The organism is Ruegeria aquimaris, assembly GCF_025751555.1.
In the GTDB taxonomy this organism is placed as follows: Bacteria; Pseudomonadota; Alphaproteobacteria; order Rhodobacterales; family Rhodobacteraceae; genus Ruegeria_B; species Ruegeria_B aquimaris.
In genome coordinates, this window is sequence record NZ_JAOWLB010000005.1 from 1 (window position 1) to 25,720 (window position 25,720).

Consider the following 25,720-nt stretch of genomic DNA (forward strand, 5'->3'; position numbering starts at 1 on the left):
AGCGCGTCCGAGGCCACGATGGCATAAGGCACGCCGCCATTCACCCCGGCATCCGCCGCCGCGCCCGCGCTCGTCAGCGTCACCGAATCCACGCTGTCGCTGAACAGCAGCCCCGTGGTCGAGAAGCCGCTCAGCACGGTGGCCACGCCGTAAGCGCTCGTCGCATCATCCGCCGTCACCACCAGCGGTGCGGGCGTCACCGTCGCGCTGCCTGCCAGATCGACGACGCGATAGGGTATGCCATCGGCGCTGGTCAGCGATGTGCTATCCACGGTGAAGGAGGTCGAACCTACGTTGATGCTGGAAAATGCGAGCGTCTGGAAAATCGGCGACGTATCCAGCGTATCGCAACACCCGTCAAACACATAGCTGCCCGGACCGCCGGCGACCGTTCCTGTCGCGACCGCGCTGCCGGTCTGGCCATACTGCACGGTCAGCGGATCCGGTTGGGCAAAGACAACCGGAGAGGTGCTGTAGTTCACCGGGTGGAACCCGGTGTCGCCGGGGGCCCAGACATTGCTGAAATCCCACCCCAATGGCGAACCCAGAGCGATGAAGGTTGGCGTATCCTGGAACTGACCGGTGTTCAGCCCGGTGGCTCCGGGGCTGACGGTTCTCCCTGAGATGTCGACATCCCAGAAATTGCCCGACGTGCCGCCGCTTGACGTATCACGCCCCAGGAAACCGCCGGTGGCAAAGCTCATCGCGCCTGATGTGGTCACCATTCCCGTCGAATAGGACCGGGCAAGGCTACCTGCATTGTCCCCCGCGAAACCGCCCGCAAAGGCGCCGGCGATACTGCTGGGGGATGTATCCGTGACCGTCACATTGCCACGCGCATAGGAATCCGCGATCTGGCCCGCTGAATCGTTCTCGCCCGCAAAACCGCCCGCCATGATGCCGGACGGCGTATCCAGATTGACGGAATTGGTCACCACGACGTTGCCTGTCGCATGCGACCGGGCGATCGTGCCGCCTTGGTTTCGTCCCACGAACCCACCGGCCGCGTGTGGTGCGGAGACAGAGCGCACGTCAAGCGAGACGTTCGCCGACGACAGGCTATCTTGCACCGATCCGGCGTTCTGGGCGATCAGTCCGCCAGCCGCGTCGAAAGTCGCGCGGACCGCACCGCTACTTCTGCTGTTACGCACCGTTCCATTGTTGGTAACGGCCAGGACCGCCGCCGAGCTTCCGGCGATATCGGCGTTCTCCAGCGTCAGGTCCGTGACGACTCCACTGCTGTCAATCGTTTCGATAAGGGCGGCAGGGCGAAGCCGGAACACCTCACCGTCAAAGCTAAACTGCGAACTGAACAGACCGGACACCGCGAATCCGGCCCCATCCAGCGTCCCACTGAGCAGGGGGATCGGTTCGAAACCGTTCCCGGTAAAGGTATTCGTCCAGGCCGAGGTGCCGCTGGCGTCAATGTCATTTGCCAGAACTGCATTTGAACCGGACAAACCGGAGGTGGCCAACCCCTGAAGACCGTAGACATCCGTTATCCGATACGGGGTGGCGACGCTGCCATCGCCGCCCAAGGCCCGCACGAAGGTTCCGCAGCACACTACCTGAAAATTCGTCGCCGAGAAGGATGGTAGCGTACCGACCTGACTCCAAAGCCCCGAAGAAAGCGCAAAAGACGCCACATCGACAGTGCTGGCCGCGTTGGTCACGACGTCATTCACCGCATCCAGAATGATACCGCCGCTCGGTGCGCTGATGGCACCGTTGAGCACGATGTCATTCTCTGCGCGCAGCGACAGGATCGTCGCCGCCAGCCAGTTCAGATCCGCATTGATAAAGATGTCACCCGGATCGGTCACAACCGCATTGAACGTATCGAGCGTCACGTTCCCGAGTTCAAGATTCGCCTCAAGCGTCGTCTCGCCACCGGCGCCGGGGTTGATCGTGATGTCCTGCGGATCCAGCAGCAAGGTTCCCCAGCTGCCATACCCGGCACGCGTATCGGCAAGCCCGCCATAAGACAGGACCCGGCTGCTCGAAACCTCGATGAACCCGCCATCGCCGCCACTCTCACCGCCGCGCGCCGACAAACTCCCGTCGAACCGCGTCTCGTTGTCGGACCAGACCGCGATGCGCCCGCCATCTCCCGTTCTCAGCGCATCAGCGCGCAAGCTGGATGCGCTATCCACGTCCACGGTCAACGCCCGCAGCAGGTCGCCAGCCCCCGAGAAATCACCACCTATCCGGATCAGGCCGCCGCCCGTGTCAGCGCTGGCGTCGATTTCGGCACCCGCCAGGGTGATGTCACGTCCGGTCACGGATATCTCGGGCCCCCGCGGCGGCCTGCGCGAGCTGGTTACGGCCAGTGGCGACTCTGCCTGCCGCGTGGAAACGCGGCCGCTTACGCGTACGGTCCCACCGCTTCCACCGCCCAGCACGATGGCTCCATTGCGCACCGAGACAGACCGCGCCTCGGCCACGCCGGACAGGTTGATGGCCTGCCGCACCGCTTCGCGGGCCGTCGCGGCCCGCATTTCGATCAACCCGCCATCGGCGCTGGCGACGCCCGCGTTCGAAATGAGCGCTTCACCGTCTTCCTCGCCTGCGGTCGGGATCGCCACTTGCAGGAACTGATCGCCAGAGAGGTCCAGCATCACCCGCTCACCGCTGGCAAACCCGATCCGGCCCATCGGCACGGTGACGATGCCCGAGTTGCGCACCCGCCCCCCCAACAAGGCGGCATAGCCGTCGGGGCCAATGGTCACGCGCCCGGCATTCGACACGGTGGCCGAAGAGCCGTTGCCCTGGAACCTGTACCTGCCGGCCTGAAAATCCTCGTTCGAGATATCCAGCGTCGAAGCCACAAAAGACCCGGCGTTGACTGTCCCGGTTGGGCCGATGAAAATGCCGTTCGGATTGACAAGATGCACCTGCCCGTTGGCCGTCAACCGCCCGTGAATATCGCTGCGCGTGTTTCCGGTGACCCGGTTCAGAATGCTGGACTGGGCATTCGGCTGGCGAATGTCGACGTGGCTATCCGATCCGATCGAGAAGCTGTTCCAGTTCACCACCGCCGAATTGCTGGACTGGTTGATCACCATGTTCTGCGGCGCGGGCTGTGCGATGTTGACCGAACCGCCAACAACCGTAGCCCCCGTGGGCAGTGTGGCTTGCGACCAGGCGGGCGCTTGCCAGACAAAGGCGGCAACACCGCACATCAGGATCCGGCGCACCGATCCCCGTGGCTTAGAAACGAATGTTCCCCGAAATGCTAAAGCGGTTTTCGTCAGGGATACCATCGTCACGTTCTCCTCGGCCATATTCGATCCGCAAACTGCTTGATCGGAAAAGTGAGTTCGTATTCGACAAGAGATCCACCCCGATCCCGTAGAAGACCGCCTTGGTACGGGCCTGCTCCAGAATCGTAGGGTTTTCGAGGATCGCCTGGCCGGCCCCGGCAAATAGGTAGGGGCTGATCTGAAAATTCCTTCCGGCAATGGTGACCGGGTAACCGGTCGACAGTTCCGAGCGCAGCACCCAACCGCTGTCACCACGCAGGGTGCCGGAGTCCATCGTCGACACCTCCTGGCTGCCGATCAGAGAGAACTGTTCCGACGTCAGCAGAGGGTCGCCAAAAGACGACTGGAACCGCCCCGATACGGACAGGCCGATCCTTTCCGACAAGGCGCGCCGGTGCGAAAACGACCCCGAAATCTTGGTGAAAATCGCATCCGCGCCCGCCCGCGACAATGGCGTTCCCGCGCCGACATCGGCCAGGGTCCGGGCGCCAAGCGCGTCGATCCCGCGTGACAGAAACAGGCTTGCGGTCGAAAACGCCTGATCAAGATGCAGATAGGTAAGGCTGAGACCCGCACGCAGGATGGTCAGTTGATCTTCGTAGATCTGCGCCCCGCCCAACAGCGACTGGTCGTCCTTTTGCATGTCCAGGGCCAGTTGCCCGGTAAGGTTCAGTTGACGTCCGCGGGTCAGCGGGTGGATCAGGCGGAGCGACAGCCGGTCGAAATTCGACCGGGTCGCCGGTGTCTCGTCGGGTGTCGTGTCGCTGGTCGTCGCCTCGATGTTCAGATAGGTGCCGTAGCGGCCAATGGGGTATACCATACCGCCCGCCAGGATCCGGCTGCGCGGATCGCCGGAAAAGAACCCCTGGTAGTTTCCCGAGATACGGCCATAAAAGGTTTCGCCCTGCCCCAGCGCGCTGTTGAGTTCACCCCCCAGTTCCAGGTTGAGCCGACCCAGTTCCGGACCGGTCGGATTGCCAAAACTCGCAAAGCCCGTCACCCGCTGGTAATCGGCTTCAAGCCCGATGATCGTGGACCCCGGCGCGGCGCCAGCGGTCAGTCCCGATCTGAGCGCCGTTCCCGGCACATCTCCGGACAGCAGCAGTTGACGTTCAAGTTCGGTCCGCGTCAGTCCCGGCCTGTTGACCAGCCCATCGGTCAACCGCTTCACCCGGTCTCGGATTTCCGGCGGCAGGCGTTGGGTATCGACCGCCTCGACATATCCGTTCACGATCGCCACGCGCAGCTTGCCGCCGTCGCGCAGCGTCTGTTGTGGCAGCACCACGCGCGTCAGCACATAGCCGGCCTCGGCATAGGCGGCTTCGAGGTCCGATGTCGCCTCGAACAGTTCCGATGCCGGTATCCTGCCACGGGTAAGCCGCCGAACAAACGCGTCGTTGGCCTCGGTCATCTGCGGCAGCGGGTCTGTCAGATCGACCCCGGACAGAGTGATGCCGATGTTTTCCAGCCCGGCAGGCGCCGGACCTCCCGCCTGCCCCGACAAGGCCAGCGAGCCATCGAGTCTTTGCAACGAGGGTGTGAAGCTTTGCGGCGTAATCTCGCTTGCGGTTTGTGCCTGCGCCGATAGCGCGGTCATGCCGAGAGCAATCGCCGTCACCGGCAATCGGACGGGTTTCAGAACATCCACAAGGCCTATAAATGTCTTCTGAAGCACATGCGTACTCGGCTAATAAAAAGGTTTATCTCATTGCAATCATATTGGAGAGACTCCGTTGCATCTGTCAACTGTCGCTACGTAAACCTATCCGTACGTATCGTAGGTGCAGACCTCATAAGCGTCAGGTCCTGAGTGGAAAGCTCCGAAGTAGCGCATATGACACGGCAGCCTGTGTCCAATCACCAGACCGCAGGCGGCGGTCGGCTACCCTCCTGCTCGTGCAATCGACAGACTTGAAACAACAAAGAGTTGGAGGGGGCGGTCCGGGCACCCGGCTGCACATCGTCCCGCGCCGTGTTGGAGCGCGCCGGGGCGCGCGCCGCCTTCGGTCTGATTTGCCGTAACTACCGGAAGGCGCCAGACAACCGGGTCAAACGCAGTGCTAGACGGTTTTCGACCACAGCAATCCCAAGGCCACCTTTGGACACCGCCTGTAGGTGTCACGTCAGCAGGTCGAACACATCCGCTCCGATCTGAAGGTTGATCGAGGATTGCCCCCCACCATCGACCAGCGCCCACATGATCTGGCCGGTGGGCCGGTAGATCACAAATGCCTCCTGCACCGCATCATCTCCAGCGCGCTCACCTTCCGCATTTGCGGTATGCGCCAGGTTCACCTGGAAGTCACCGCGGGTGGCCGACGCGTTGCCGAACACCAGCACGTCGCCTTCGGCCGAATTGTAATCCTGCACCCAGTCCGAACCATGGCCCGCGACGCCAAGGTGAAAGAACTTGTCCGCCCCCGTGCCGCCATTGATCCGGTCGTGACCAAAACCACCGTTGAGGAAATCGTCGCCCGCATTGCCAAAGATGAGGTCAGAAAAGGCCGAGCCGGTGATCACGTCATTGCCGCCCTGTCCGATCAACTGGTCCGCGCCAAAGCCACCAGCTATGACATCATCACCGTCCATGCCATAGATCAGGTCGTTGCCATGGCCACCGTCTATCGTGTCGTTACCGGCACCGGCATAGACCGTGTCGGCAAGATCGTCTTCGGGATCTCCCTCACGCCAGGCCCCTCGAATAAGGTCGTTCCCGTCACCGCCATGCAGCTCGTCCCGACCGGTGCCGCCAAACAGGGCGTCGTTACCGGCTCCTCCGAACAAGCTATCTTCGCCCCGGCCACCGTTCAACGTGTCGTCACCGCCCTGGCCCAGAAGGCTGTCGTTCCCATCGTCGCCATTGACCTCGTCGGCACCCTCGCCGCCATCCAAGGTGTCGTTGCCCTCATGACCACTGAGCTGATCGTCGCCATCCTCCCCAAATCCAAGGTTGGCGTCGCTGCCGCCCTGAATGGTGTCGTCGCCGGTCCCGCCTTCCAGGGTCGAAGAGCCCCACCAACTGCTCAAAACGTCGTTGCCATCGCCGCCACGCAACAGGTCGCCTGCACCTTCGCTGCCACCAGAAAACAAAGCATCATCGCCAGGACCGCCATCCAGCGTGTCATCCCCGAAACCGCCGTCTAGGTCGTCGTTGCCAAGCCCGCCGTTCAGCGCGTCATTTCCGAAATCACCGTCCAGCGTGTCGTTTCCGGGGCCGCCGAAGATGATATCGCTCCCGGAATCGCCGTTGATATCGTCATGCCCGACACCCCCGGCAATCGTATCGTCCGCAACGGTGCCCCGGATGGTACGATTGTACGCACCGGCATCCAGCAGGATGTCGAACACGCTGCCGCTCCGGTTGGAAAACTGCATCTGTTCGATATCGACCAGGAAATCCCATTGGTCATCGCCCAGCGCCGTGTCGCGGGCCTTTACCACCACTGCCGGGCCGGAAAGGGTGATACCCTCCGGCAGGTCGGGGATGGAGCCTGCAAAGCGCGGGTCATCCGTCAGATAGAACTCGTAGTCCCCCCATTCGCCAGAGAATACCGCGACATCGTCGCCTTCGCCGCCTTCCAGCACATCGACACCCTGACCGCCGATGAGCGTGTCATCCCCGGCGCCTCCTTCGAGCAGGTCGTTCTCCTCGTCGCCGGACAGAGAGTCGTTGCCGCCCAGACCACGCAGCGTGTCCGCGCCAAAGCCGCCGGACAGCGTGTCGTTCACATCCTCGGCACCTTCGAGCAGTTCATCAAAAGCGCCGGTTTCCCGCCCGGTCTGGATCACCAGCTCGTCCGGCGTCATCACCCGGTCGGCAAATACAATCCGCTCGACCCCCAACAGCAGGTTGCGCCCGTCGCCCGCACGATCGTTGCGCCCGGTGACGGCATAGACCGGCCCCATGCCGCGCAGGTGCTCGGGGATATCGGCCTCGTCCAGCAACTCACCGGTATAGTCCGTCGGCGACCCCAGCCAGAAGGCCGTATCGGTCCCCTCGCCGCCGATCAGGGTGTCATTGCCCGCGTCGGCGCGGAACATGTCGTCGCCCGCCTCGCCCCGCAGCAGATCGTCACCCGCACCGCCCAGAAACCGGTCATCGCCCGCGCTGCCGGTCAGCGTGTCATTCCCGGCCTTGCCATCCACAAATGCCGGTTCGGAAAGGGCCTCGTCATCCGCCGCATCCGTCAGCGCGGTTGGTGTCAGGTGGCGGAACCCCTGACCATCCAGATGCTGCCCGACATAGGTTTCACCCGCCTCGCCCGCATGTTGCCACGCGACCGTCAGCAAACCATCGGGACCGGACACGAATTTCGCCCAGATGTTGCGGTGGTCGGCGAGCCTGACGGTCGGGCTTTCCAACTGTCCCTGTGCGTCATAGGTGGACAGCCACAAGACATCCTCGCGGTCACCGTATTCCGTCACGATCGGCCCCACACCTTGGTGAAGGATCGAAACGCCTCCGTCCTCGCGGATTTCGGCTGAAATGATCGCGCCTTCGGCATCGTCCGCCTCACGGCTACGCAGCATTACGCTTTCACCGCCTGTATCCCCGCGTGCAACGCTGTGTAGCGTGACGTTGCCCAGGACAGAGGTCAGGAACAGCAATGTTCCGTCGGCACGCATCTCGGCATCATGGAAGCCGAGCCAGCTGATATAGCTGTTCGTATACCGCGCCACCTCGACATCCGCTCCCACAACCGCGCCCGTAGCGTCGAGCCGCTGCATCCGGATCGACACGTCGTAAACGGTCGGCCCTTCCGGTGGGGCGTCATAGACCGCCTCGCCATAGAGAACGACAAATCCACCCGCCGGATCGGCCACGACCATCCAGCCGCCCAGGTCGCCATTCCGGGCAGTGCCCATCGTGTTGGACTCGGAATAAGGGCTTTGAAACACGACATGTTCCATCCCTTGCGACCCGTCCGCGCCGATGGTCCTAACGGTGAGCGACGACAGTTCCTCGGTGAACCCGCCCCGGTCGTCCCAGGGCCGTGGATAGACGGCCAGCAGAGTGCCATCTGCCCCTTCGAACACCTGCACATGGTCGATCGCTTCGGGGATCCTGCTGTTGACGTATCCAATATCCCGATCCAAATAACCGGCCCCCGGGTTGGCCCAGACCAGCGGATCCCCAATCGGGGTTCCATCGGCCCCGAACCGTTGCAGCAAGGTGTCCGGGTCGGGGATGCTCGCGACTGTATATCCTCCACCGCCCACCGACTCCCAAGGTTTGGGCGTGCCGGACCGGAGCAGCCCGATGCCTCCGTCCGAGGTTCCGAACGGACGAACCCGAGGAATGTAGGTGTCGAACGTAGCCAGGTCCTGCGTCCCGTCCAGCGATCCATCGCTCTCCAGCCGCACAATACGAAGGGTGCTTTGCACATGGTCGCCAGACCCCATCGCATAGGCACCCCACCCGCCATAAGACGTACCATCCACAAGGGTGAAATGCAGCAGGGAGGATCCGTCTGCCGCCTCGACAAATCCGACATCCAATAGCCCATCTTCCCGGGGAACGGTCGCAAGCGTCTGCGGCGTGCCAACCGCTTCGCCATCGGACCCGAAGACGGTGTATGTCAGGACACGGGACGCTCCATTGTCGCGAAGCGTCGCCACCGCGACGCCGCCGCCCGACAGAACCTGCCAGGTTGAACTGGATCCATCGTCAGGCGTTAGGTTCAAATTCTTCGCCGCAAAACGCTCTTCTAGAAAAATCGACTGGGTCATCAATCATCCGCCAAAACAAATTAAAACTCCGCCTCAGTATGATTGCTGCACACCTTCGCGTCCAGTTGACAAAAACCTCACCTTTGTAGCGGTTATGCCCGCGCTTTCTCCGGGACGTCGGGACAGAGGCGGCTTGCCGCCAATGCCGAAAGCACGATCATCACCGTAGCCGTTCCCAGCATCAAGCCAAGCCCCCCGGCCTGATAGGTCAGCCCGGACAGAACCGTTCCCAGCAGGCGCCCGCCCGCATTGGCCATGTAGTAGAAGCCCACATCCATGGTCACCCGCTCGGCCCGGGTGAACGCCAGTATCAGGTAGGAATGAAGCGACGAGTTCACCGCGAACACCGCGCCAAAGACCAGCAGCCCCGCTATCAGCATGACCGTCAGCCAGGGCTGGGGACCTGAGGCGAACAGGGCCGCCGCCGTCAGTGTCGCCGGGACCAGCGAAAGCCCCCAGGCCCAGCGGCGTGCCGCCGCGATCAGCTCGGCCTCGGGACGTCTGGAGGCGTACAAAAGTCTCGGAGCAGCGGCCTGGACCCCTCCATAAAGGACAATCCACAGCGCCATGAACGTACCAATCAGATAAAACGCTGTACGATTTCCCTCTTCCGACCCGTCTGACAAAACCGCGTAGAAATAGATGGGGATGCCGACCACGAACCACACGTCCCTGGCTCCGAACAGGAACAGCCGGGCCAGGCTGAGCCGGTTGATATTGGCGGATTTCGAGAAAATCTCTGAAAATTTCGTCCCTTTGCACCCTTTCGGCAACCCCGATGGCATCGCAAGAAGCAGGGCCAGCAGGACAATCGCCAACCCGATTGCCATGGCAAACAGCGACCAGACAAAGCCCAAGCTTCCAAGAAGCGCGGCCCCCAGGAGAAACCCGAATCCCTTCACCGCGTTCTTAGACCCGGTCAGCACCGCCACCCACTGGAACAACGCGCCATTCCTGTCGGGGGCGAGGAGTTTCACAGCTGATTTCGAGGACATCTTGGCCAGGTCCTTGGCAACTCCTGACGCCCCCTGCACAAGCATCACATATGCCACCGACACGCCCAGCGCCCAATCCGGGTCCAATCCGGCCAGCGCCACGAGGGCGACCACCTGCAACCCAAGTCCGGCATAAAGGGTCGATGTCAGCCCGAAACGGGCCGCGATCCAGCCCGCAGCGAGGTTCGTGGCCATTCCCGCGATCTCGTAGATCACGAAGAGATAGGCCAGTTGCACGGGCGAGAAACCGAGCGTGTGGAAATGCAGCAGCACCAGCATGCGCAACGCGCCATCGGACAACATGAAGGCCCAATAGGCCGCCGTGACGGCGCCATAGGCGGCGAGGCCGCTCGGGCGCTGCTCTTCCGGTATCAAAGAGAAGCTCCTACCATAAGTGCCACATCGACCAGCCGATGCGCATAGCCCATTTCGTTGTCATACCAGGCGAACACTTTCAGTTGCGTGCCGTTGATGACCATCGTCGATGGCCCATCTATGATCGTCGACCGAGTATCATTTGTGTAATCGGCAGAGACGAGCGGTCTGGTCTCGAAACCCAGAATGCCCTTCAGCGGCCCCTCGGCGGCGGCGGCGAAGTAGCCATTGACCTCCTCCACCGTCGTGGCGCGCTCCAGCTCAAAGACGCAATCGGTCAGCGAGGCATTCAGCAGCGGAACCCGCACCGCATGGCCATTCAGACGCCCCTTGAGCTCGGGATAGATCAGGGTAATCGCGGTGGCCGACCCCGTGGTGGTCGGGATGAGAGAGTTCAACGCCGACCGCGCGCGGCGAAGATCTTTGGCGGGCCGGTCCACGATGGTCTGGGTATTGGTGACATCATGGATGGTGGTGATCGAGCCGTGGCGTATGCCGATCGCTTCGTGGATCACCTTGACCACCGGCGCCAGACAGTTGGTCGTACAGGACGCCGCCGTAACGATGCGGTGCTCGGCGGGTTCATAGGCGTCCTGGTTGACGCCATAGACGATGTTCGCGGTCGGCCCATCCTTAACCGGCGCAGAAACGACAACCTTTTTGACCCCGGCATCAAAATACGGTTGCAGCTTGGCCTCGGTCTTGAATACGCCGGTGCAGTCGATCACCACATCCACCCCGTCCAGCGGAAGCTTCGACAGGTCCTTTGTTCCGACAAAGGGTATTCTCGTGCCGTCGATCGTGACGCTGCTTTGGTCAAAGGCAAAGCGTGCGTCCCAGCGACCATGCACTGTGTCGAACTCCAGCAGATGCGCCTGCATTGCGGTATCGCCAACGGCATCGTTGATCCAGGCAATCTCGGCGCCGCGCTCCAGAAGTGGTTTCAGGGCGAGTTTGCCCATGCGACCGAGGCCATTGAGCGCAAAGACAGTCATATGTTTTCTCCAATATTTTTCCGCGCAAGGTCATCCAAAGCACGTTGCAGTGATATCTTGTCGAGCGAGGCAATCGGCAGCGCGGCAAAAGCCACGATCCTGTTGCGCAGCGCCCCATAGGTCTGATGAAAGGCGAGGTTCTTTTCCGCGGCGTTGCCTCCGGCTTTGGCCGGGTCCGGCAGCCCCCAATGGGCACTGATCGGCTGTCCCACCCAGGCCGGGCAGTCTTCGTTCGCCGCCTGATCGCAGACGGTAAAGACAAAATCGAAAGACGGTGCATCGTGCCCCTGAAACTCGCTAACGTTCTTGGCGCGCAAGAGCGAGATGTCGTGCCCATTCTGTTGCAGGACGTCGAGCGCAAACGGGTTCAGTTCCGACCGGGGCCTTGTGCCGGCAGAGTAAGCATCAAACCGATCACCCGCCTCTTTCCGCAGGATCGCTTCGGCAAAGATCGAGCGCGCGGAGTTCCCGGTGCAAAGGAACAAGACCTTGAGTCTGGCTCGCGTCGCGGGCTTCGGCAGTTCGTCGACGGGTAGCGCCGACCACCCGCACAACTCGGGACGCCCCCGGCAGCAATCGAGAAACAGATAGTCAAACGTCTGTCGCACTTCGTGCATATCGACCGAATAGAGCAGCGAAGTACCCTGTCGCTCCTGTGTGACCAGCCGCGCTTGCAACAAGGCGGAAAGATAGGCCGACAAGGTCGAGCCTTTGACGCCAAGGGCCTCGGCCAACTCCCCCGCCGGCACCCGGTCAGGGTACCGCCGCATCAGAAGCCGAAAAATGGCAAGGCGCATTGGATGGCCCAGCGTGGTAAGGCGAAGGGGAATCTCTTTTTCCATATTTCACGAATATCAGAAATATAATCCCAATCAAGCTTTGAGATACACTGTCATGGAAGTTTCACGAAGGCGGATTGCGGCTTTCGAAGACCGCACCGGGTCGTCAGCCATGCCAACTGCGATGAGAGGACCAGCAGACAGTCAAAGATGGGAAATAGATGCTCCTCACCTTGCATGACACACGTGGAAACACGTGCGCCCAAGGGCTATGGCCGCAACGGTCTCGCCGTGGTCAATCGCAACCGCCCTATTGTCTTAGGCGGGTTTCGACTGCCTCGACTGCTTCAGGTAGAAAAAGGGCAAAGTGGCCAGATACAGGCAGTTGGCGACCACCAGTGTGGGCCATGGATTGGTGATCAGGCCGTAGATGCCGACAATCCCAACCACGGTCAAGGGGATCAGCAGCGATGACCTGAGGTTGACATATTTGATCGAGATCGTGGGGATCGTGCTGATCGCCAGCAGGCCAACCCCGACAATATAGACCGTCCGCACAAACGGATGTGTCGGGGTGCCCAAAGCACTCAACTGCATGAAGATTGGCATCAGCGCCAGACAGGCCAGCGCAGGGGCCGGAATCCCGACAAAGAAATCGTCGCTCTCGCCGGTTTTTCTTGCCACATTGAACCGGGCAAGCCGCAGCGCGCAGCAGACCACGACAATGAGAGACGCGATCCAGCCAATGCTGGCATAATCCGTATCGGCATAGAGGTTGTGATAAATGAGTATGCCGGGAACAACACCGAAGTTGAAGAAATCAGACAGGGTATCGAGTTCCGCCCCAAAATCACTCACCGCATTCAGAAGCCTGGCCAGTTTCCCATCCAACGCGTCCAGCACCATGGCAAGCAAGAGGAACGAGAGCGCGCGCTCCAGTTCGCCCGCGATGTCCAGTCGGAGAGCGTTCATGCCAGCGCCCAAAGCGCCCATTGTCACCATGCTGGGGATGACGCGGCGCAGCGCAAGGGGTAGGTTCGGTTTCATGTGCCTATCAAATCGGTGTCCCGGGCATCATCTGGGATGGATTTGAAAGATCGGCCAAAATTGTCTCTCCTGCAATTGCTATTTGCCCTACAGACACCCGAGGCTTGACGCCCTGTGGCAGAAAGACGTCCAAACGACTGCCAAAACGGATCAGACCAAAGCGCTCGCCCACCCCGCAGCGGTCGCCTTCGCGCACGAAACATACGATCCGACGCGCGACCAGACCTGCGATCTGAACAACGCCGATGCGAGTTCCGTCCGCCGCTTCGATCGTCAAGCCGTTGCGTTCATTGTGAATACTGGCCTTGTCCAGCGACGCGTTCAGGAATTTGCCATGATGATAGGCGATGTGCCGAACGACGCCGGTGATCGGCGCGCGGTTCACATGGCAATTGAAGACATTCATGAAGACCGAAACCCGGATCAGGGGCAAGTCGCCCAGCCCCAATTCGCTTGGGGGTACAACTTCCTCGATCAGCGACACGATCCCGTCTGCCGGAGACAGAACCAACGAAGGCTGTTTCGGAACGATTCGGACGGGGTCACGAAAGAAGTAATAGCACCAGATCGTCACAGCCAGCCCCGGCCAGAACAGAGGCGCCCAGAGGGCCGTTAACAGCGCAGTCACGACGGCGAAGGTAGCCACGAACTTGCGGCCTTCCCTGTGCATCGGCACAGCAACGATCTTGAACATATTCATCTGTTGTCTTTCATTTTTCGGCAAGCGATCCGGCCAAGTCTGCTGCGATGAACGCCGCGTTTGCGCAGAGCAAACACATTGCCGCAAGCAAACCCAGGTCCCAGGCGTCGCGCGCGGATACCTGCCAGTCATGCGCAAGATGGTCAACGATAGATTTAATCGCCCTGTTCAAAGCCTCTACCGCGACGAGGCAGAAGAACAGAACAATCAACAACACGACGTCCATCCCGTTGACGCCGAAATGGGTTAACAGCAGCAGGTACATCAGACACGCTGCGGCGATATGTCGAAACGCAGTCTCTTGCCAAAGGTGCCTTTCCCCTGTGGCTGCGTAACCAAACGCCGACCGTGGATCGAGCCTTTCGATGAGGGGATATGCTGCCCGCGCGTTCCAACGCCGTGACAAGGCACGTGGCCAAATACACCATGTCCCCAGCTGAAAGGGCAAAAGCGCCGGGCGTCCGCTACCCTGTGGCCATGTGCCGGGACAGTCAGCATATGCTTCGAGCGTCCTCCGCGACCGTGATGCAGCGCCGGCTTGTTTCCGGTTGCCCTTGGCCCGATGGCGTCTACCCCAGGATCGCCTTCACCGCATCCGCGCTGGCCGCCACTACGGTGTCTACTTCCTGCTGCGTGATGCAGAACGGAGGGGCATAACCGATGATATCGCCTTGCGGCATGGCCCGGGCTATGACGCCGAGTTCGGACATTTTCGCCGCAATGGCCGGGCCGATCTTTCGCTGAGGATCGAACATGCGCCGCACCGGGCGATCTTCGACGAGCTCAATCGCGCACATCAGCCCCTCGCCGCGCACATCGCCCACGTTGGGATGTTCGGCCAAAGCCTCCGTGAGGCCCTGTTTCAGGGCCGCTCCCATTCGGCCTGCATTTTCGACCAGCCCCAGATCGTCGATCAGTTTCAGGTTCGCCACACCGGCGGCGGCGCCGACCGGATGCGCCGAATAGGTCCAGCCGTGACCGATGGGGCCGTTTTCATCGGTGCCCTGCTCCAGCACCTGCCAAACACGATCCGACACGATCGAACCGGACAACGGCGCATAGGCCGACGTAAGACCCTTGGCGATCGTGATGAAATCCGGCGAGATCCCATAGTGGTCTGACCCGAACATGGACCCAAGACGCCCGAACCCGGTCACCACCTCGTCAGCGATCAGCAGGATGTCATACTTCCGCAGCACCGCTTGTATCGCGGGCCAGTAACCGGCGGGCGGCGGCACGATGCCTCCGGTGCCCAGAACGGGCTCTCCGATGAAGGCCGCAATCGTGTGCGGTCCTTCGGCAAGGATCAGTTCTTCGAGACGGGCCGCGCATTGCGCGCTGAAAGCCGCTTCGGAAAGCTCCGCCTCCTCGCGCCGGTAATAGTAAGGTGCGTCGGTGTGGATCACCTGTGAGAGCGGCAAGTCGAACTTCCGGTGAAACAGCTCAAGCCCGGTCAGCGATCCCGTCATCAGGCCAGAGCCATGATACCCCCGCCAGCGGCTGATGATCTTCTTCTTTTCGGGCCGCCCCAGGATATTGTTGTAGTACCAGACAAGCTTGATGTTGGTCTCGTTGGCGTCCGAGCCGGACAATCCGAAATAGACCTTGGACATGCCAGCGGGCGCACGATCCATGACCATCTTGGCCAGCGTGATCGAGGCTTCGGTGCCATGACCGACATAGGCATGGTAATAGGCCAGTTCGCGCGCCTGATCGGCAATCGCCTCGGCGATCTCGGGCCGCCCGTAGCCGACGTTCACACAGTAGAGACCAGCAAAAGCGTCGAGCATTCGTTTGCCATCGCGATCCTCGATGTGCACGCCCGAACCGGTGCGGATCACCCGCGAAGGGGTCTCTCCGCGTGCGTGCATGGCAAGATGCGTCGATGGATGGAAAAAACTCTCCCGATCCCAGAGTGCGATCTGGTCATTCTGCAACATGATCTTTCCTTCTTTTCAGTCTTCGACGGCCAGAACGGCGAGGCAATCGCCCGCCTGACACAGGCCGGGGTGGTGTCGCGCCATCAGGATACCGTCGCGTTGTGCGGTCACTGAACTTGGGGCGTTGCCGGTCTGACCGGTCTGCCAAATTCGGGCAATGGGGTCGCCGGGTTCTACGGTATCTCCCAGCGAGACAAGGAACTCGACCAGTCCCCCTTGGGCCGTGAAATGAAAACAGGCATCGTCAGGCTGGCTCAGATACCGTGTGGGTGCGCGTTCCGGTTCCCCCGACAAGATACCTGAGTGAATCAACAGGTTTCGCACCCCTTTGCGCGCGATACCTGTCGTGTATGGGGTGGCCGACCCCTGCCCGCCCAATTCGGTTGTGACAAAGGTCTTGCCCATTGCTTCGGCGGCATCGTCATACATGCCCAAGGCGTCGATCTCGCGCATTTCGACGCTGAACGGCGCGTTGAACGCATCCCGGGCGGTGCGACAGCGGGCCTCCTGCGCCTTGTCATCAAGGATATGCGAGGCGGCAAAGGGCAGAAAATCGAGCGTTTTGCCGCCGGAATGGAAATCCAGAACCAGATCGGCCATGGGCAGCAAGGTGCGCTGAAAGTAATCGGCGATCTTCTGCGTCGGCGTGCCGTCCGGGGCGCCGGGAAAGGCGCGGTTCATGTTCGCCTGGTCCAGCGGCGACACCCGGGTGCCAGCCAGAAACGCCGGAAAGTTCATCGCCGGCACAATGATCACGGTTCCCGTGACCTGATCCGGCGTCAGGCTGTGCGCCAGATCAAAGAGCGCAAGCGGCCCTTCATACTCATCCCCGTGGTTCGCCCCGGTCAAAAGCGCCACCGGCCCGGTGCCTCGCCGGATGACCGAAACGGGAATCAACACAGAGCCCCAAGCGCTGTCGTTCCGGCTGTAGGGCAAGCGCAGATGCCCGTGCTGTTTGCCGTCTTTTTCGAAATCCACGGTCGGGGTGATCGGATTGGCGCGCATCGCTTACCCTTTCACGAAGAGTTCGCGCGGAGTGCGGCAGAGGCATTCCACCCCGGTTTCGGTGATGACAATCGGTTCCGTGATCTCCAACCCGCCATCGTCAAGCCACAGGGCGGGCATGAAGTGGAAGGTCATGCCGGGTTTCAGCACGCTCTTGTCGCCCCTGCGAAAGGACATGGTGCGCTCGCCCCAATCCGGCGGATAGGATATCCCGATGGCATAGCCGCAGCGGCTGTCCTTCTGAAACCCCAGCCGGTTGAGTGTCGCATTGAAAGCATTGGCAATGTCTTCACAGAGATTGCCGGGCCGGGCCTGTTCCAGCCCCGCCTCGACAGCCTCCAGAACCGCCTTTTCCGCATCCAGGTATTTCTGAGGCGGCTTGCCCAGGAACAAGGTGCGCGACTGCGGGCACTGATAGCGCCGATAGGCCCCGGCAATCTCGAAAAACGTGCTTTCGCCGGCTTTCAGAGGTGCATCATCCCATGTCAGGTGCGGCGCGGTCGCATCCAAACCCGAAGGGGCCATTGGAACAATGGCCGGGTAGTCCCCCCAATGCCCATCTGCGCCAGAGACCGAGGCATGGTAGATATCGGCGATCAACTCGTTCTTCTTCAGCCCTGGCTCGGCCTTCTCCAACACCACCTGATGCATCCGCTCGACGATCCGGGCGCCGCGGCGCATATACTCGATCTCGGTCGCGGATTTCACGGCGCGCTGCCAGTTGACCAGACCCGTGGAATCCTGGAACCGGGCCGAGGGCAGGTTTTTCTGCAAGCTCAGAAACGCGGATGCCGTGAAGTAATAGTTGTCCATCTCCAGACCGATGCGCGCTGCACTCAGGCCTCGCTCCGCGATCAGCGCCGAGAGGTCCTCCATCGGGTGCTTGGCCGGGTTTTGTACATAGGTGTCGTCGTAACCGCGTATGTTGTCCTTGGCGAGCCAGGTGGTCAGCCCGGCGCCCACCGCATCCATCGCGCGCCCCCACCAGACCGGCTCGCCATCAAGCGCAAGAAGCACTCCTTGATGCACGTAAAAGGACCAGCCGTCATACCCCGTAAGCCAGGCCATATTGGACGGGTCAGTGACAAAGACCGCGTCCAGCCCGCGCGCGGCCATTTCAGCGCGCGTCTTTGTCAGACGGTCGATATATTCGGCGGGTGAGAATGGCAAATCTGGCATGAATCCTCCGGCGTTCGCGATCATCTTACGAAGATGAAGTGGACGTTTTCTGCATGTTTTCAAAAAGTGTGCATTTTTTGTGCGAAACATACTGAAAATCGGATAATTTCCCCATCATGGACCAGATAGATCGGAAAATCCTGCACCACGTGCAGCAGAACAATCAGCTCACCCATGCCGAATTGTCGGACCTGGTCGGGTTGTCAGCGACCTCTGTTCAACGCCGCCTGACCAGACTTCGCACCGACCGTGTCATCACCGCCGACATCTCGGTCGTTGACCCCGAAGCAGCCGGTCGGCCGCTTTTGATGCTGGTATCGGTCGAACTTGCACGCGAACGCGCCGACATCATCGACCGCTTCAAGCGGTCGGTCAAAAACTGTGCCGAAGTCATGAGCGCCTACTACGTCACCGGGGAAACCGATTTCGTACTGGTCGTCAGCGCGACGAACATGGCCGACTACGAAGCGTTCACGCGAGAGTTCTTTTACGACAATCCCGACATCAAGGGGTTCAAGACCTCTGTCGTCATGGATCGCATCAAGGCGAGCTTCCACCTTCCCCTATTGGAATGACGCACAAGTCGTCGCAGCCCCTGTCATTTCTGCGCCTTTTGACACTGGACAAGTTTCCCACCGGCGGGAACCATGTCCTGAAGGAGGACAGGTCAATGCGGAAAAAGGTCGTTTCGGGCAAGGATGCTGCCGCCTTGATCAAGGACGGCGACATCCTGACCACCTCGGGCTTTGTTGGCATCGGGGTGCCAGATGCGCTTCTGGCAGCGGTAGAGCAACGGTTTCTCGAAACCGGGCACCCACGAGACTTGTCCCTGATCTTCGCCGCCGGACAGGGAGATGGCGGGGAACGCGGCCTCAACCGTCTCGGCCACGAGGGGTTGCTCAAACGCGTCATCGGGGGGCATTGGGGCTTGATTCCAAGGGTGGCGGCCCTTGCTGTCGCTGGAAAAATCGAAGGCTGGAACCTCCCCCAGGGATGTATCAGCCAGCTCTTTCGCGACAGCGCGGCGGGGAAGCCCGGTATGATGACCAAGGTCGGACTGGAGACTTTCGTCGATCCCCGCAATGGTGGCGGCGCCATCAACCAGATCTCTGTTGAACCGCAGGTCGAATTGATGACGCGCGGCGGCGAGGAGTTTCTTTTCTATCCGGCCCCCAAACTCACCGTCGCATTGTTGCGTGGCACCACCGCGGACGAGTTTGGAAACATCACGATGGAGCGTGAAGCGCTCGTCATTGACAATCTTGCCCAAGCCATGGCGGTGAAGAACGCGGGCGGCGTTGTCATGGTGCAAGTCGAGCGTCTGGCGCGGGGGCGAAGCCTTTCGGCGCGCGAGGTGCAGATCCCTGGCATTCTGGTCGATGCCGTGGTCGTCGCCCCGCCTGAGTTGCATATGCAGACCTACCGAACAAGGTTTTCGCACGCCTTCACCAATCGCATCCGGCCACCAGCGGGAGAGATCCCCGAGATGCCTTTGGACGCGCGCAAGATCATAGCACGGCGATGCGCCTTTGAACTCCCGGTGAATGGTGTGATCAATCTTGGTATCGGCATGCCCGAAGGTGTGGCCGCCGTCGCGGCCGAAGAAGGTCTGCTGGATCACGTGACCCTGACGGCAGAACCCGGTGTGATTGGCGGCCAGCCAGCGTCGGGGCTGGATTTTGGAGCGGCCGTCGATGTTGACGCCGTGATCCCGCAGAATGCGCAGTTCGATTTCTATGATGGCGGCGGATTGGACATGGCCTGTCTCGGACTTGCCCAGGCGGACAGGACCGGGAGCGTGAACGTCTCGCGTTTTGGCACGCGACTGGCGGGGGCCGGCGGGTTCATCAACATCAGTCAGAACGCGAAATCACTGGTGTTCGCGGGAACCTTCACGGCTCAAGGGCTGGATATCGCAATCGAGGACGGGCGGCTGAGGATCGGGGCCGAAGGGGCATCCCGCAAATTCCTGAACGAGGTCGAACAGGTCACCTTTTCGGGGAGACGCGCGGCCAGACTGGGGCAATCCGTGCTCTATGTCACCGAACGCTGCGTGTTTCGTTTATGCCCTGAAGGGCTGCAACTGATAGAAACCGCTCCCGGCATCGAGGTTGAACGCGACATCCTGGGCCAGATGGGGTTCCGGCCCATCGTCAACGAAGTTCGCGAGATGGACGCGCGGATATTCCGGGCCGAACCAATGGATCTGAAGCGGGAACTGCTCCACCTTGACCTGCCCGAGCGCATCGCACTGGACGCCGTGACCGGGCGCCTTTTCATCAACTTCGAAAAGCTCCGCATTCGTTCAACCGAAGAGGTGGCGCAGGTGCATAGACAAGTGGAGACGGTCTGTGGCCCGCTACCCGACAAGGTCGACGTCATCGTAAACTACGACGGCTTCCAACTCGATGACGAAGTTGCCAAGGACTATGCGAACATGGTCGCAGGTCTTGAAGCGCGGTTCTATCGAACCGTCACGCGATACTCCGGGTCTGCCTTTATCCGGTTGAAGCTGGGCGAGACGTTCGCTGGCGCCGCCCCGCATATCTTCGAGTCCCGTGAGGCAGCGCAGGCATTTCTTGACCGGTCGGGTTGAAGTGCAGACGCGCTGCGGCCAAGCCTAGGCTTCGGCGTCCGGGCTTGTGTCCGCATTGAAAGCCAGCGCCTTTGCCGCCAGGCGAAGAAACTGCTTTTGTTCTTCGGCGCTCAATCCGCTCAGGATTTCAGGCTGAAACCCCTCTACGATCTCGAATACGTCTTGGTAAACCCGTTGGCCAGTTTCGGTCGCCGTCACCGCGCGAGCCCTTCGGTCCCGTTCATTTACCTTTCGCGTAACAAGGCCCTTTTGCTCCAGCCGGTCGATGACACCACCGATCGTTGCGCGATCATATGCAATTTGAGCGGCGATGGCTGCCTGATCCAGGCCCGGGCTGGAACACACGGTATCGAGCGCCGCGAACTGTACAGGCGTCAGGTCGTACCCGGCCATTTGCATCCGCAGCGAAAAGACCTGTGTCGATGTCTGATTCAGCCTGCGGATCAGATGACCCGCCATGCCGGAAACCTTCATTTGTCAACGTCCTCGATTCCAGCTCTGAAAAGAGCCTGTCCCGACTTTGGCAAAACCAAAAACGTAAGTATACATATCTTTCCCCTTGGTTATAGTAAGTATAGATACTATTAATTGCACGGAATGCGCCAGCGCGGAGGAAGACCATGCAGTATCACATCAATGGTTTCAGACCGGGGAACCCGGATATCAAGGCCCCCGCCCCAGGTCGCCACGAACCTCGCACCCACGCGATCCCGGAAACGGTCGATGTCCTGATAGCTGGTTGCGGGCCAGCCGGACTGTGTCTTGCCGCACAATTGGCGGGTTTTCCCGAAATCACCACGATGATCGTCGACCCAAAGCCTGGGCCAATGGAGAAGGGGCAGGCCGATGGCGTGAACGTGCGCTCGATGGAGATGTTTCAGGCATTCGGCTTTGCCGAGACCGTCAAACGCGAAGCCTATTGGGTCAACCAAGCCACCTTTTGGAAACCCGATCCGAACAACACCGATCACATAACCCGCGTCGGAATCACCCAGGACGTGGCCGACGATCAGTCCGAGATGCCGCACACCATCGTCAATCAGGCGCGCATCCACCAACTCTTTCTTGATGTCATGAAGAACTCTCCCACACGGCTTGAACCGCATTACGGGCTTCGTGTTGTCGACCTTCAGATCAACACCGGCAGCGACGACCACCCGGTGACCGCTACGCTGGAACACGTGGCCGACGATGGCAGCGCGCGCGAGACACTCACCGTCCGTGCCAACTATGTGGTCGGCTGCGACGGCGCGCGCAGCAGTGTCCGCACGGCGATTGGCGGAAAACTGCATGGAGACGCGGCACATCAGGCCTGGGGCGTGATGGATATCCTCGCCAATTCCGACTTTCCGGACCTGCGCCGGAAATGCCTGATCCAGTCTGCGCGCGAGGGTAACGTGCTGATCATCCCGCGCGAGGGGGGATACATGTTCCGCATGTACGTGGAACTCGACAAGTTGAACCCGGACGAACGGGTTTCAAACCGCAACCTGACCTCGGATCATATCATCGCCGCCGCGAACCGGATCATGCGCCCCTACTCCATTGACGTGAAAGAAGTCGTCTGGTGGTCGATCTACGAGATCGGGCATCGCCTGACGGACAAGTTCGATGACGTCCCAGAGGATGAGACGGCAATCCGCAATCCTCGGGTGTTTACCGCAGGCGACGCTTGCCATACGCATAGCCCGAAAGCGGGCCAGGGTATGAACGTCTCCATGGGCGATACCTTCAACCTCGGCTGGAAGCTGGCGCATGTGCTGGCGGGTCGGTCTGATGCGCGCCTGCTGCACAGCTACTCGGCCGAGCGGCGCACCGAGGCAAAGCGCCTGGTCGAGACCGACCACAAATGGGCGCGGATCATGAGCGCCCCTCCCGGCAAGTCCGAACTCGATGGCTCAGACATGCCGCGTTTTCAAAAGCAGTTCATCGAGAATCTTGAATTCACCGGTGGTCTGGCCGTGCATTATGATCCGTCAGACATCACCGCTGAACCCAGGCATCAGCACCTTGCCACCGGCCAGACCATCGGCAAGCGGTTCCATTCGGCGCCGGTCCTTCGACTGTCGGATGCCAAACCGATGCAACTGGGTCACGTGGCCGAAGCGGATGGGCGCTGGCGCGTCTACGTCTTTGCCGGACAACATGACACTGGAACCAAAGCGGGCGCAGTCCACCGGCTCTGTACCTGGCTTGAAAGCGACCCCGCCTCACCCGTCCTGCGCTTCTTGCGCCGGGATGAAGACATTGACGCGCTTATCGATCTGCGCGCCATATTTCAGCAGGATTTCAGGACCTTGAACTATGAAGCCATGCCTCCCCTGCTCAGGCCGGAAAAAGGGCGCTACGGGCTGCGCGACTTCGAGAAGATCTTCTGCGTCGATCACAAACTGGGCGCCAACATCTATGAGATGCGCGGGATCGACCGGGCAGACGGGTGCATGATCGTGGTCCGGCCCGATCAATATGTGGCGCATGTTCTACCTTTGCATGCGGTGGATGCCCTGTCCGCATTCTTCAATGCGATATTCATTCCGAGAACGGGAAGGTGAACAGCATCTGCTGCGTGCGGCCAGCGGGCATAACGCCAGATCACGAAGCGGCCTGCACCTTGGCCAGCGTCGCCTGCACGATCCGTTCGGCGGATTGCCAGGCGGGCAGCGCCTCGATAGCGGCGATCCAGCGCTGGATATTGGCAAAGCCGTCCAGCGGATAGCGGCATTGCGCGCGCAGGCTGAGGATAGAGGCGACCGAGATGTCGGCCAGCGTCAGCCCGTCGCCCACCAGCCAGTCGCGCCCGGCCAGATGGGTGTCGAGCACCGCCCCGTATTTGGCGGTCTGCGCGGCGGCAGTGTCGAGATCGGCATCCATCTGACCAAAGATATGGCGGCTGATGAAGGGCGAGAGCGCGGGCGTCCAGTGTGCCGTCTCCCAATATTGCCAGCGCAGGATGTCATAGCGGATGTCGGATTTCGGCCAGAGCGACGTGTCGGCCTCGGCACAGAGCCGCGCCATGATGGCGTTCGATTCCCACAGCGTGCCGCCGTCGGCATATTCGAGCACCGGCACCTTGGCATTGGGGTTGAGGGCGACAAAGCCGGGAGCGTGCTGCTCGCCGGTGGCGAGGTTGACCATTTCAAGCGGCAGGTCCAGACCCAGATGGGCGTTGACCACAAGCACCTTGCGGGAGTTCGGAGACGGGGGAAAGACATGCAGTTTCATGGGGTACCTTTTATTTAACTCTTTTGTTAATTATCCTATCACCCTGCCTGCGTCAACCCGCTTGTCCTTGGGGCGTGCGGCCATTGCGGCGCCGCGTCTTGCACCGTAAACCTGTGCCCATCCCGCATCAGAGGCAGGTTTCGATGCAAAACGACATCTCGCAGGCGCTGCGCGCCGTTCAGGGCGGCGATTTCCGCACCGCGCAGCGGCTGGCCCGCAAGGGGTTGAAGGCTGACAAGGCGCATCCAGGCTGGATGAACATCGCCGGGATCGCCGAATGCGGCATGGGCCGACCCAAGGCGGGGCTGCCGCATTTCCAGCTGGCGCTGAAACTGGCGCCGGATTTTCACGAGGCGCGGCGCAATCTGGCACAGACACTGCTGCTGCTGGGGCGGGCTGAAGAGGCGGTGGGGCATCTGCACCGGATGACCCAGACAAACCCGCAGGACGATGGCGGCTGGACCCTGTTGGCACAGGCCGAGATGGCGCGGGGTGATGGTGCGGCGGCACGGGCAGCGGCAGACCGGGTCATCGCGCTGCATCCGGGGCAGGCACGCGGGTATTTGCTCAGGGCGCGGCTGTTGGGACAGGTGGGCGAGGAGGCGGCGGCGCTGGCCGATCTGGAACGGGCGGCAGAGCTGGAACCGGGCAATGTCGAGGCGCAGATCGCGCTGTCGCTGCCGCTGGCGCGGGCCGACCGGCCCGATGCGGCGCGCGCGGCGGCGGAACGGGCCGTGTCACTGGCCCCGGGGCATATTCCGGCCCGGCTGGTGCTGGCGATGCGACTGGTGGAACAGGGAGAGACCGAGGCCGCAAAGGAACAGTACCGGGCGGTGCTGGAAATCGCACCCGGACAGGCCGAGGCGCTGGAGCAACTGGCGCAGATCAACTCTGCCGCTGAAAACACGGCGCTGACCCCGCTGGCGCTGGCGGCGCTCAAGACCGCCGATGACAATGGACCGGCCAAGGGGCAAGTGCATTTCGCGCTGGCCCGGATCGCCGGTCAGGCAGGAGACGCAGACGGGTTTGTCAGGCACCTGACCCGCGCAAATGCCGCTATGGCCCGTCTGATGCCCTATGACGCCGGGGCCGATACCCGGCTGAGCGAGGCGCTGATGGCACGGTTTGCATCCGGGGCCGAAACGGACCCGGCCCCCGGCGGTGTGGCGCCGGTCTATGTGCTGGGCCTGCCGCGCTCGGGCACCTCGCTGACCGAAGCGGTGCTGGGCGCGCATCCGGCGGTACGCCCCCTGGGCGAGCGGATCGCGCCGGGACGGTTGCTGGCGCCGCTGATCGACGGCGGGCTGCCGTTTGATGCAGGCGCACGGGCGGCATTCCGGCAGGGCGAGGCCGATAACCTGCCCGCCCTGCCCGAGGGCACCCGGTATTATACCGACAAGATGCCCGAGAATTACCGGCTGGCCGGGTTCCTGCTGGCAGCAAGAGCGGATGCGCGGGTGATCCACCTGCGGCGCGACCCGCGCGACGTGGCGCTGTCGCTGTGGCAGGCGCATCTGGCGGGATCGGCGCTGAACTATGCCTATGACCTGAAGGCCATGGCGCATCGGTTCAATCTTTACGCCCGGATGATGGCCCATTGGCATGCGGTGTTCCCGGGCCGGATCCTGGATCTGGCTTACGAGGATCTGGTAGCCGATGTGGAGGGTGCCAGCCGCCGGCTGGCGGCGCATCTGGGGCTGGACTGGGTGCCCGAGATGGCGCGGCCGGATCAGGCGGCGGGCCAGGTGCTGACGCTGAGCGCCAACCAGTTGCGCCAGCCGGTGCATGCGCGCTCGGTCGGCAAATGGCGCAAGCATGAGGCCATGCTTGCGCCCTTGGTCGCTGGGCTCGATCCCCGGCTCTGGCCCGAACTGGGCTAAGCCGGGCCCTGCCC

Annotated in this window: 18 protein-coding genes; 4 read left to right on the forward strand and 14 right to left on the reverse strand. The window is 61.5% G+C overall.

What is annotated here, in order from left to right:
* The 12 genes from OE747_RS08915 to doeA all read right to left on the reverse strand — a co-directional run.
* On the reverse strand, positions 1–3,197 hold a 3,197-nt coding region (locus OE747_RS08915), incomplete at its 3' end, for a two-partner secretion domain-containing protein (protein WP_263828260.1).
* 13 nt (positions 3,198–3,210) lie between these two features.
* On the reverse strand, positions 3,211–4,860 hold the full coding sequence (locus tag OE747_RS08920) for a ShlB/FhaC/HecB family hemolysin secretion/activation protein (protein ID WP_263828261.1): 1,650 nt from the start codon (positions 4,858–4,860) through the stop codon (positions 3,211–3,213).
* 521 nt (positions 4,861–5,381) lie between these two features.
* Positions 5,382–8,993: a calcium-binding protein gene (locus OE747_RS08925; protein WP_263828262.1), complete on the reverse strand. Its 3,612-nt coding sequence runs from the start codon at positions 8,991–8,993 to the stop codon at positions 5,382–5,384.
* A gap of 92 nt (positions 8,994–9,085) precedes the next feature.
* A complete protein-coding gene (arsJ, locus tag OE747_RS08930; protein WP_263828263.1) occupies positions 9,086–10,363 on the reverse strand; it encodes an organoarsenical effux MFS transporter ArsJ in 1,278 nt (425 codons plus the stop codon).
* A complete protein-coding gene (locus OE747_RS08935) occupies positions 10,360–11,358 on the reverse strand; it encodes an ArsJ-associated glyceraldehyde-3-phosphate dehydrogenase (RefSeq protein WP_263828264.1) in 999 nt (332 codons plus the stop codon). Before OE747_RS08935 ends, arsJ begins: the two co-directional genes overlap by 4 nt.
* Positions 11,355–12,200 carry an arsenate reductase/protein-tyrosine-phosphatase family protein gene (locus tag OE747_RS08940; RefSeq protein WP_263828265.1) on the reverse strand — a complete coding sequence of 282 codons (846 nt, stop codon included), beginning with the start codon at positions 12,198–12,200 and terminating at the stop codon, positions 11,355–11,357. Before OE747_RS08940 ends, OE747_RS08935 begins: the two co-directional genes overlap by 4 nt.
* Before the next feature lie 255 nt (positions 12,201–12,455).
* Positions 12,456–13,184: a CDP-diacylglycerol--serine O-phosphatidyltransferase gene (pssA, locus tag OE747_RS08945; protein WP_263828266.1), complete on the reverse strand. Its 729-nt coding sequence runs from the start codon at positions 13,182–13,184 to the stop codon at positions 12,456–12,458.
* Between the two features lie 7 nt (positions 13,185–13,191).
* On the reverse strand, positions 13,192–13,884 hold the full coding sequence (locus OE747_RS08950; RefSeq protein ID WP_263828510.1) for a phosphatidylserine decarboxylase: 693 nt from the start codon (positions 13,882–13,884) through the stop codon (positions 13,192–13,194).
* A 10-nt stretch (positions 13,885–13,894) separates the two neighbouring features.
* Entirely contained in the window at positions 13,895–14,332 is a 438-nt protein-coding gene (locus OE747_RS08955) for a diacylglycerol kinase (RefSeq protein ID WP_318527299.1), read from the reverse strand.
* Positions 14,333–14,453: 121 nt separating this feature from the next.
* Positions 14,454–15,824 carry an aspartate aminotransferase family protein gene (locus OE747_RS08960; protein ID WP_263828268.1) on the reverse strand — a complete coding sequence of 457 codons (1,371 nt, stop codon included), beginning with the start codon at positions 15,822–15,824 and terminating at the stop codon, positions 14,454–14,456.
* A gap of 15 nt (positions 15,825–15,839) precedes the next feature.
* Positions 15,840–16,829, reverse strand: a complete 990-nt coding sequence (gene doeB, locus OE747_RS08965) for a N(2)-acetyl-L-2,4-diaminobutanoate deacetylase DoeB (RefSeq protein ID WP_263828269.1) — start codon at positions 16,827–16,829, stop codon at positions 15,840–15,842.
* Positions 16,830–16,832: 3 nt separating this feature from the next.
* Entirely contained in the window at positions 16,833–18,008 is a 1,176-nt protein-coding gene (doeA, locus tag OE747_RS08970; protein WP_263828270.1) for an ectoine hydrolase DoeA, read from the reverse strand.
* A gap of 116 nt (positions 18,009–18,124) precedes the next feature.
* Between doeA and OE747_RS08975 the strand changes: the two genes are divergently transcribed.
* Together OE747_RS08975 and OE747_RS08980 are read left to right on the forward strand one after the other, a co-directional pair.
* Complete coding sequence (locus OE747_RS08975) at positions 18,125–18,583, forward strand: Lrp/AsnC family transcriptional regulator (protein ID WP_263828271.1); 459 nt, start codon at positions 18,125–18,127, stop codon at positions 18,581–18,583.
* A gap of 95 nt (positions 18,584–18,678) precedes the next feature.
* Positions 18,679–20,604: an acyl CoA:acetate/3-ketoacid CoA transferase gene (locus OE747_RS08980; protein WP_263828272.1), complete on the forward strand. Its 1,926-nt coding sequence runs from the start codon at positions 18,679–18,681 to the stop codon at positions 20,602–20,604.
* Between the two features lie 24 nt (positions 20,605–20,628).
* Here the strand turns inward: OE747_RS08980 and OE747_RS08985 are convergent, their stop codons facing one another.
* Positions 20,629–21,078, reverse strand: a complete 450-nt coding sequence (locus tag OE747_RS08985) for a MarR family winged helix-turn-helix transcriptional regulator (RefSeq protein WP_263828273.1) — start codon at positions 21,076–21,078, stop codon at positions 20,629–20,631.
* Between the two features lie 146 nt (positions 21,079–21,224).
* On the opposite strand from OE747_RS08985, the gene OE747_RS08990 reads away from it, so the two are divergent.
* Positions 21,225–23,156 (forward strand): FAD-binding monooxygenase, encoded by a 1,932-nt coding sequence (locus OE747_RS08990; RefSeq protein ID WP_263828274.1) that lies wholly within the window; start codon positions 21,225–21,227, stop codon positions 23,154–23,156.
* A gap of 40 nt (positions 23,157–23,196) precedes the next feature.
* Here the strand turns inward: OE747_RS08990 and OE747_RS08995 are convergent, their stop codons facing one another.
* Positions 23,197–23,826, reverse strand: coding sequence for a glutathione S-transferase family protein (locus OE747_RS08995; protein WP_263828275.1), 630 nt, complete (start codon positions 23,824–23,826; stop codon positions 23,197–23,199).
* Between the two features lie 143 nt (positions 23,827–23,969).
* Here OE747_RS08995 and OE747_RS09000 point away from each other — a divergent pair, with 143 nt between their 5' ends.
* Positions 23,970–25,706 (forward strand): tetratricopeptide repeat-containing sulfotransferase family protein, encoded by a 1,737-nt coding sequence (locus tag OE747_RS09000; RefSeq protein WP_263828276.1) that lies wholly within the window; start codon positions 23,970–23,972, stop codon positions 25,704–25,706.
* Positions 25,707–25,720 lie beyond the last annotated feature (14 nt).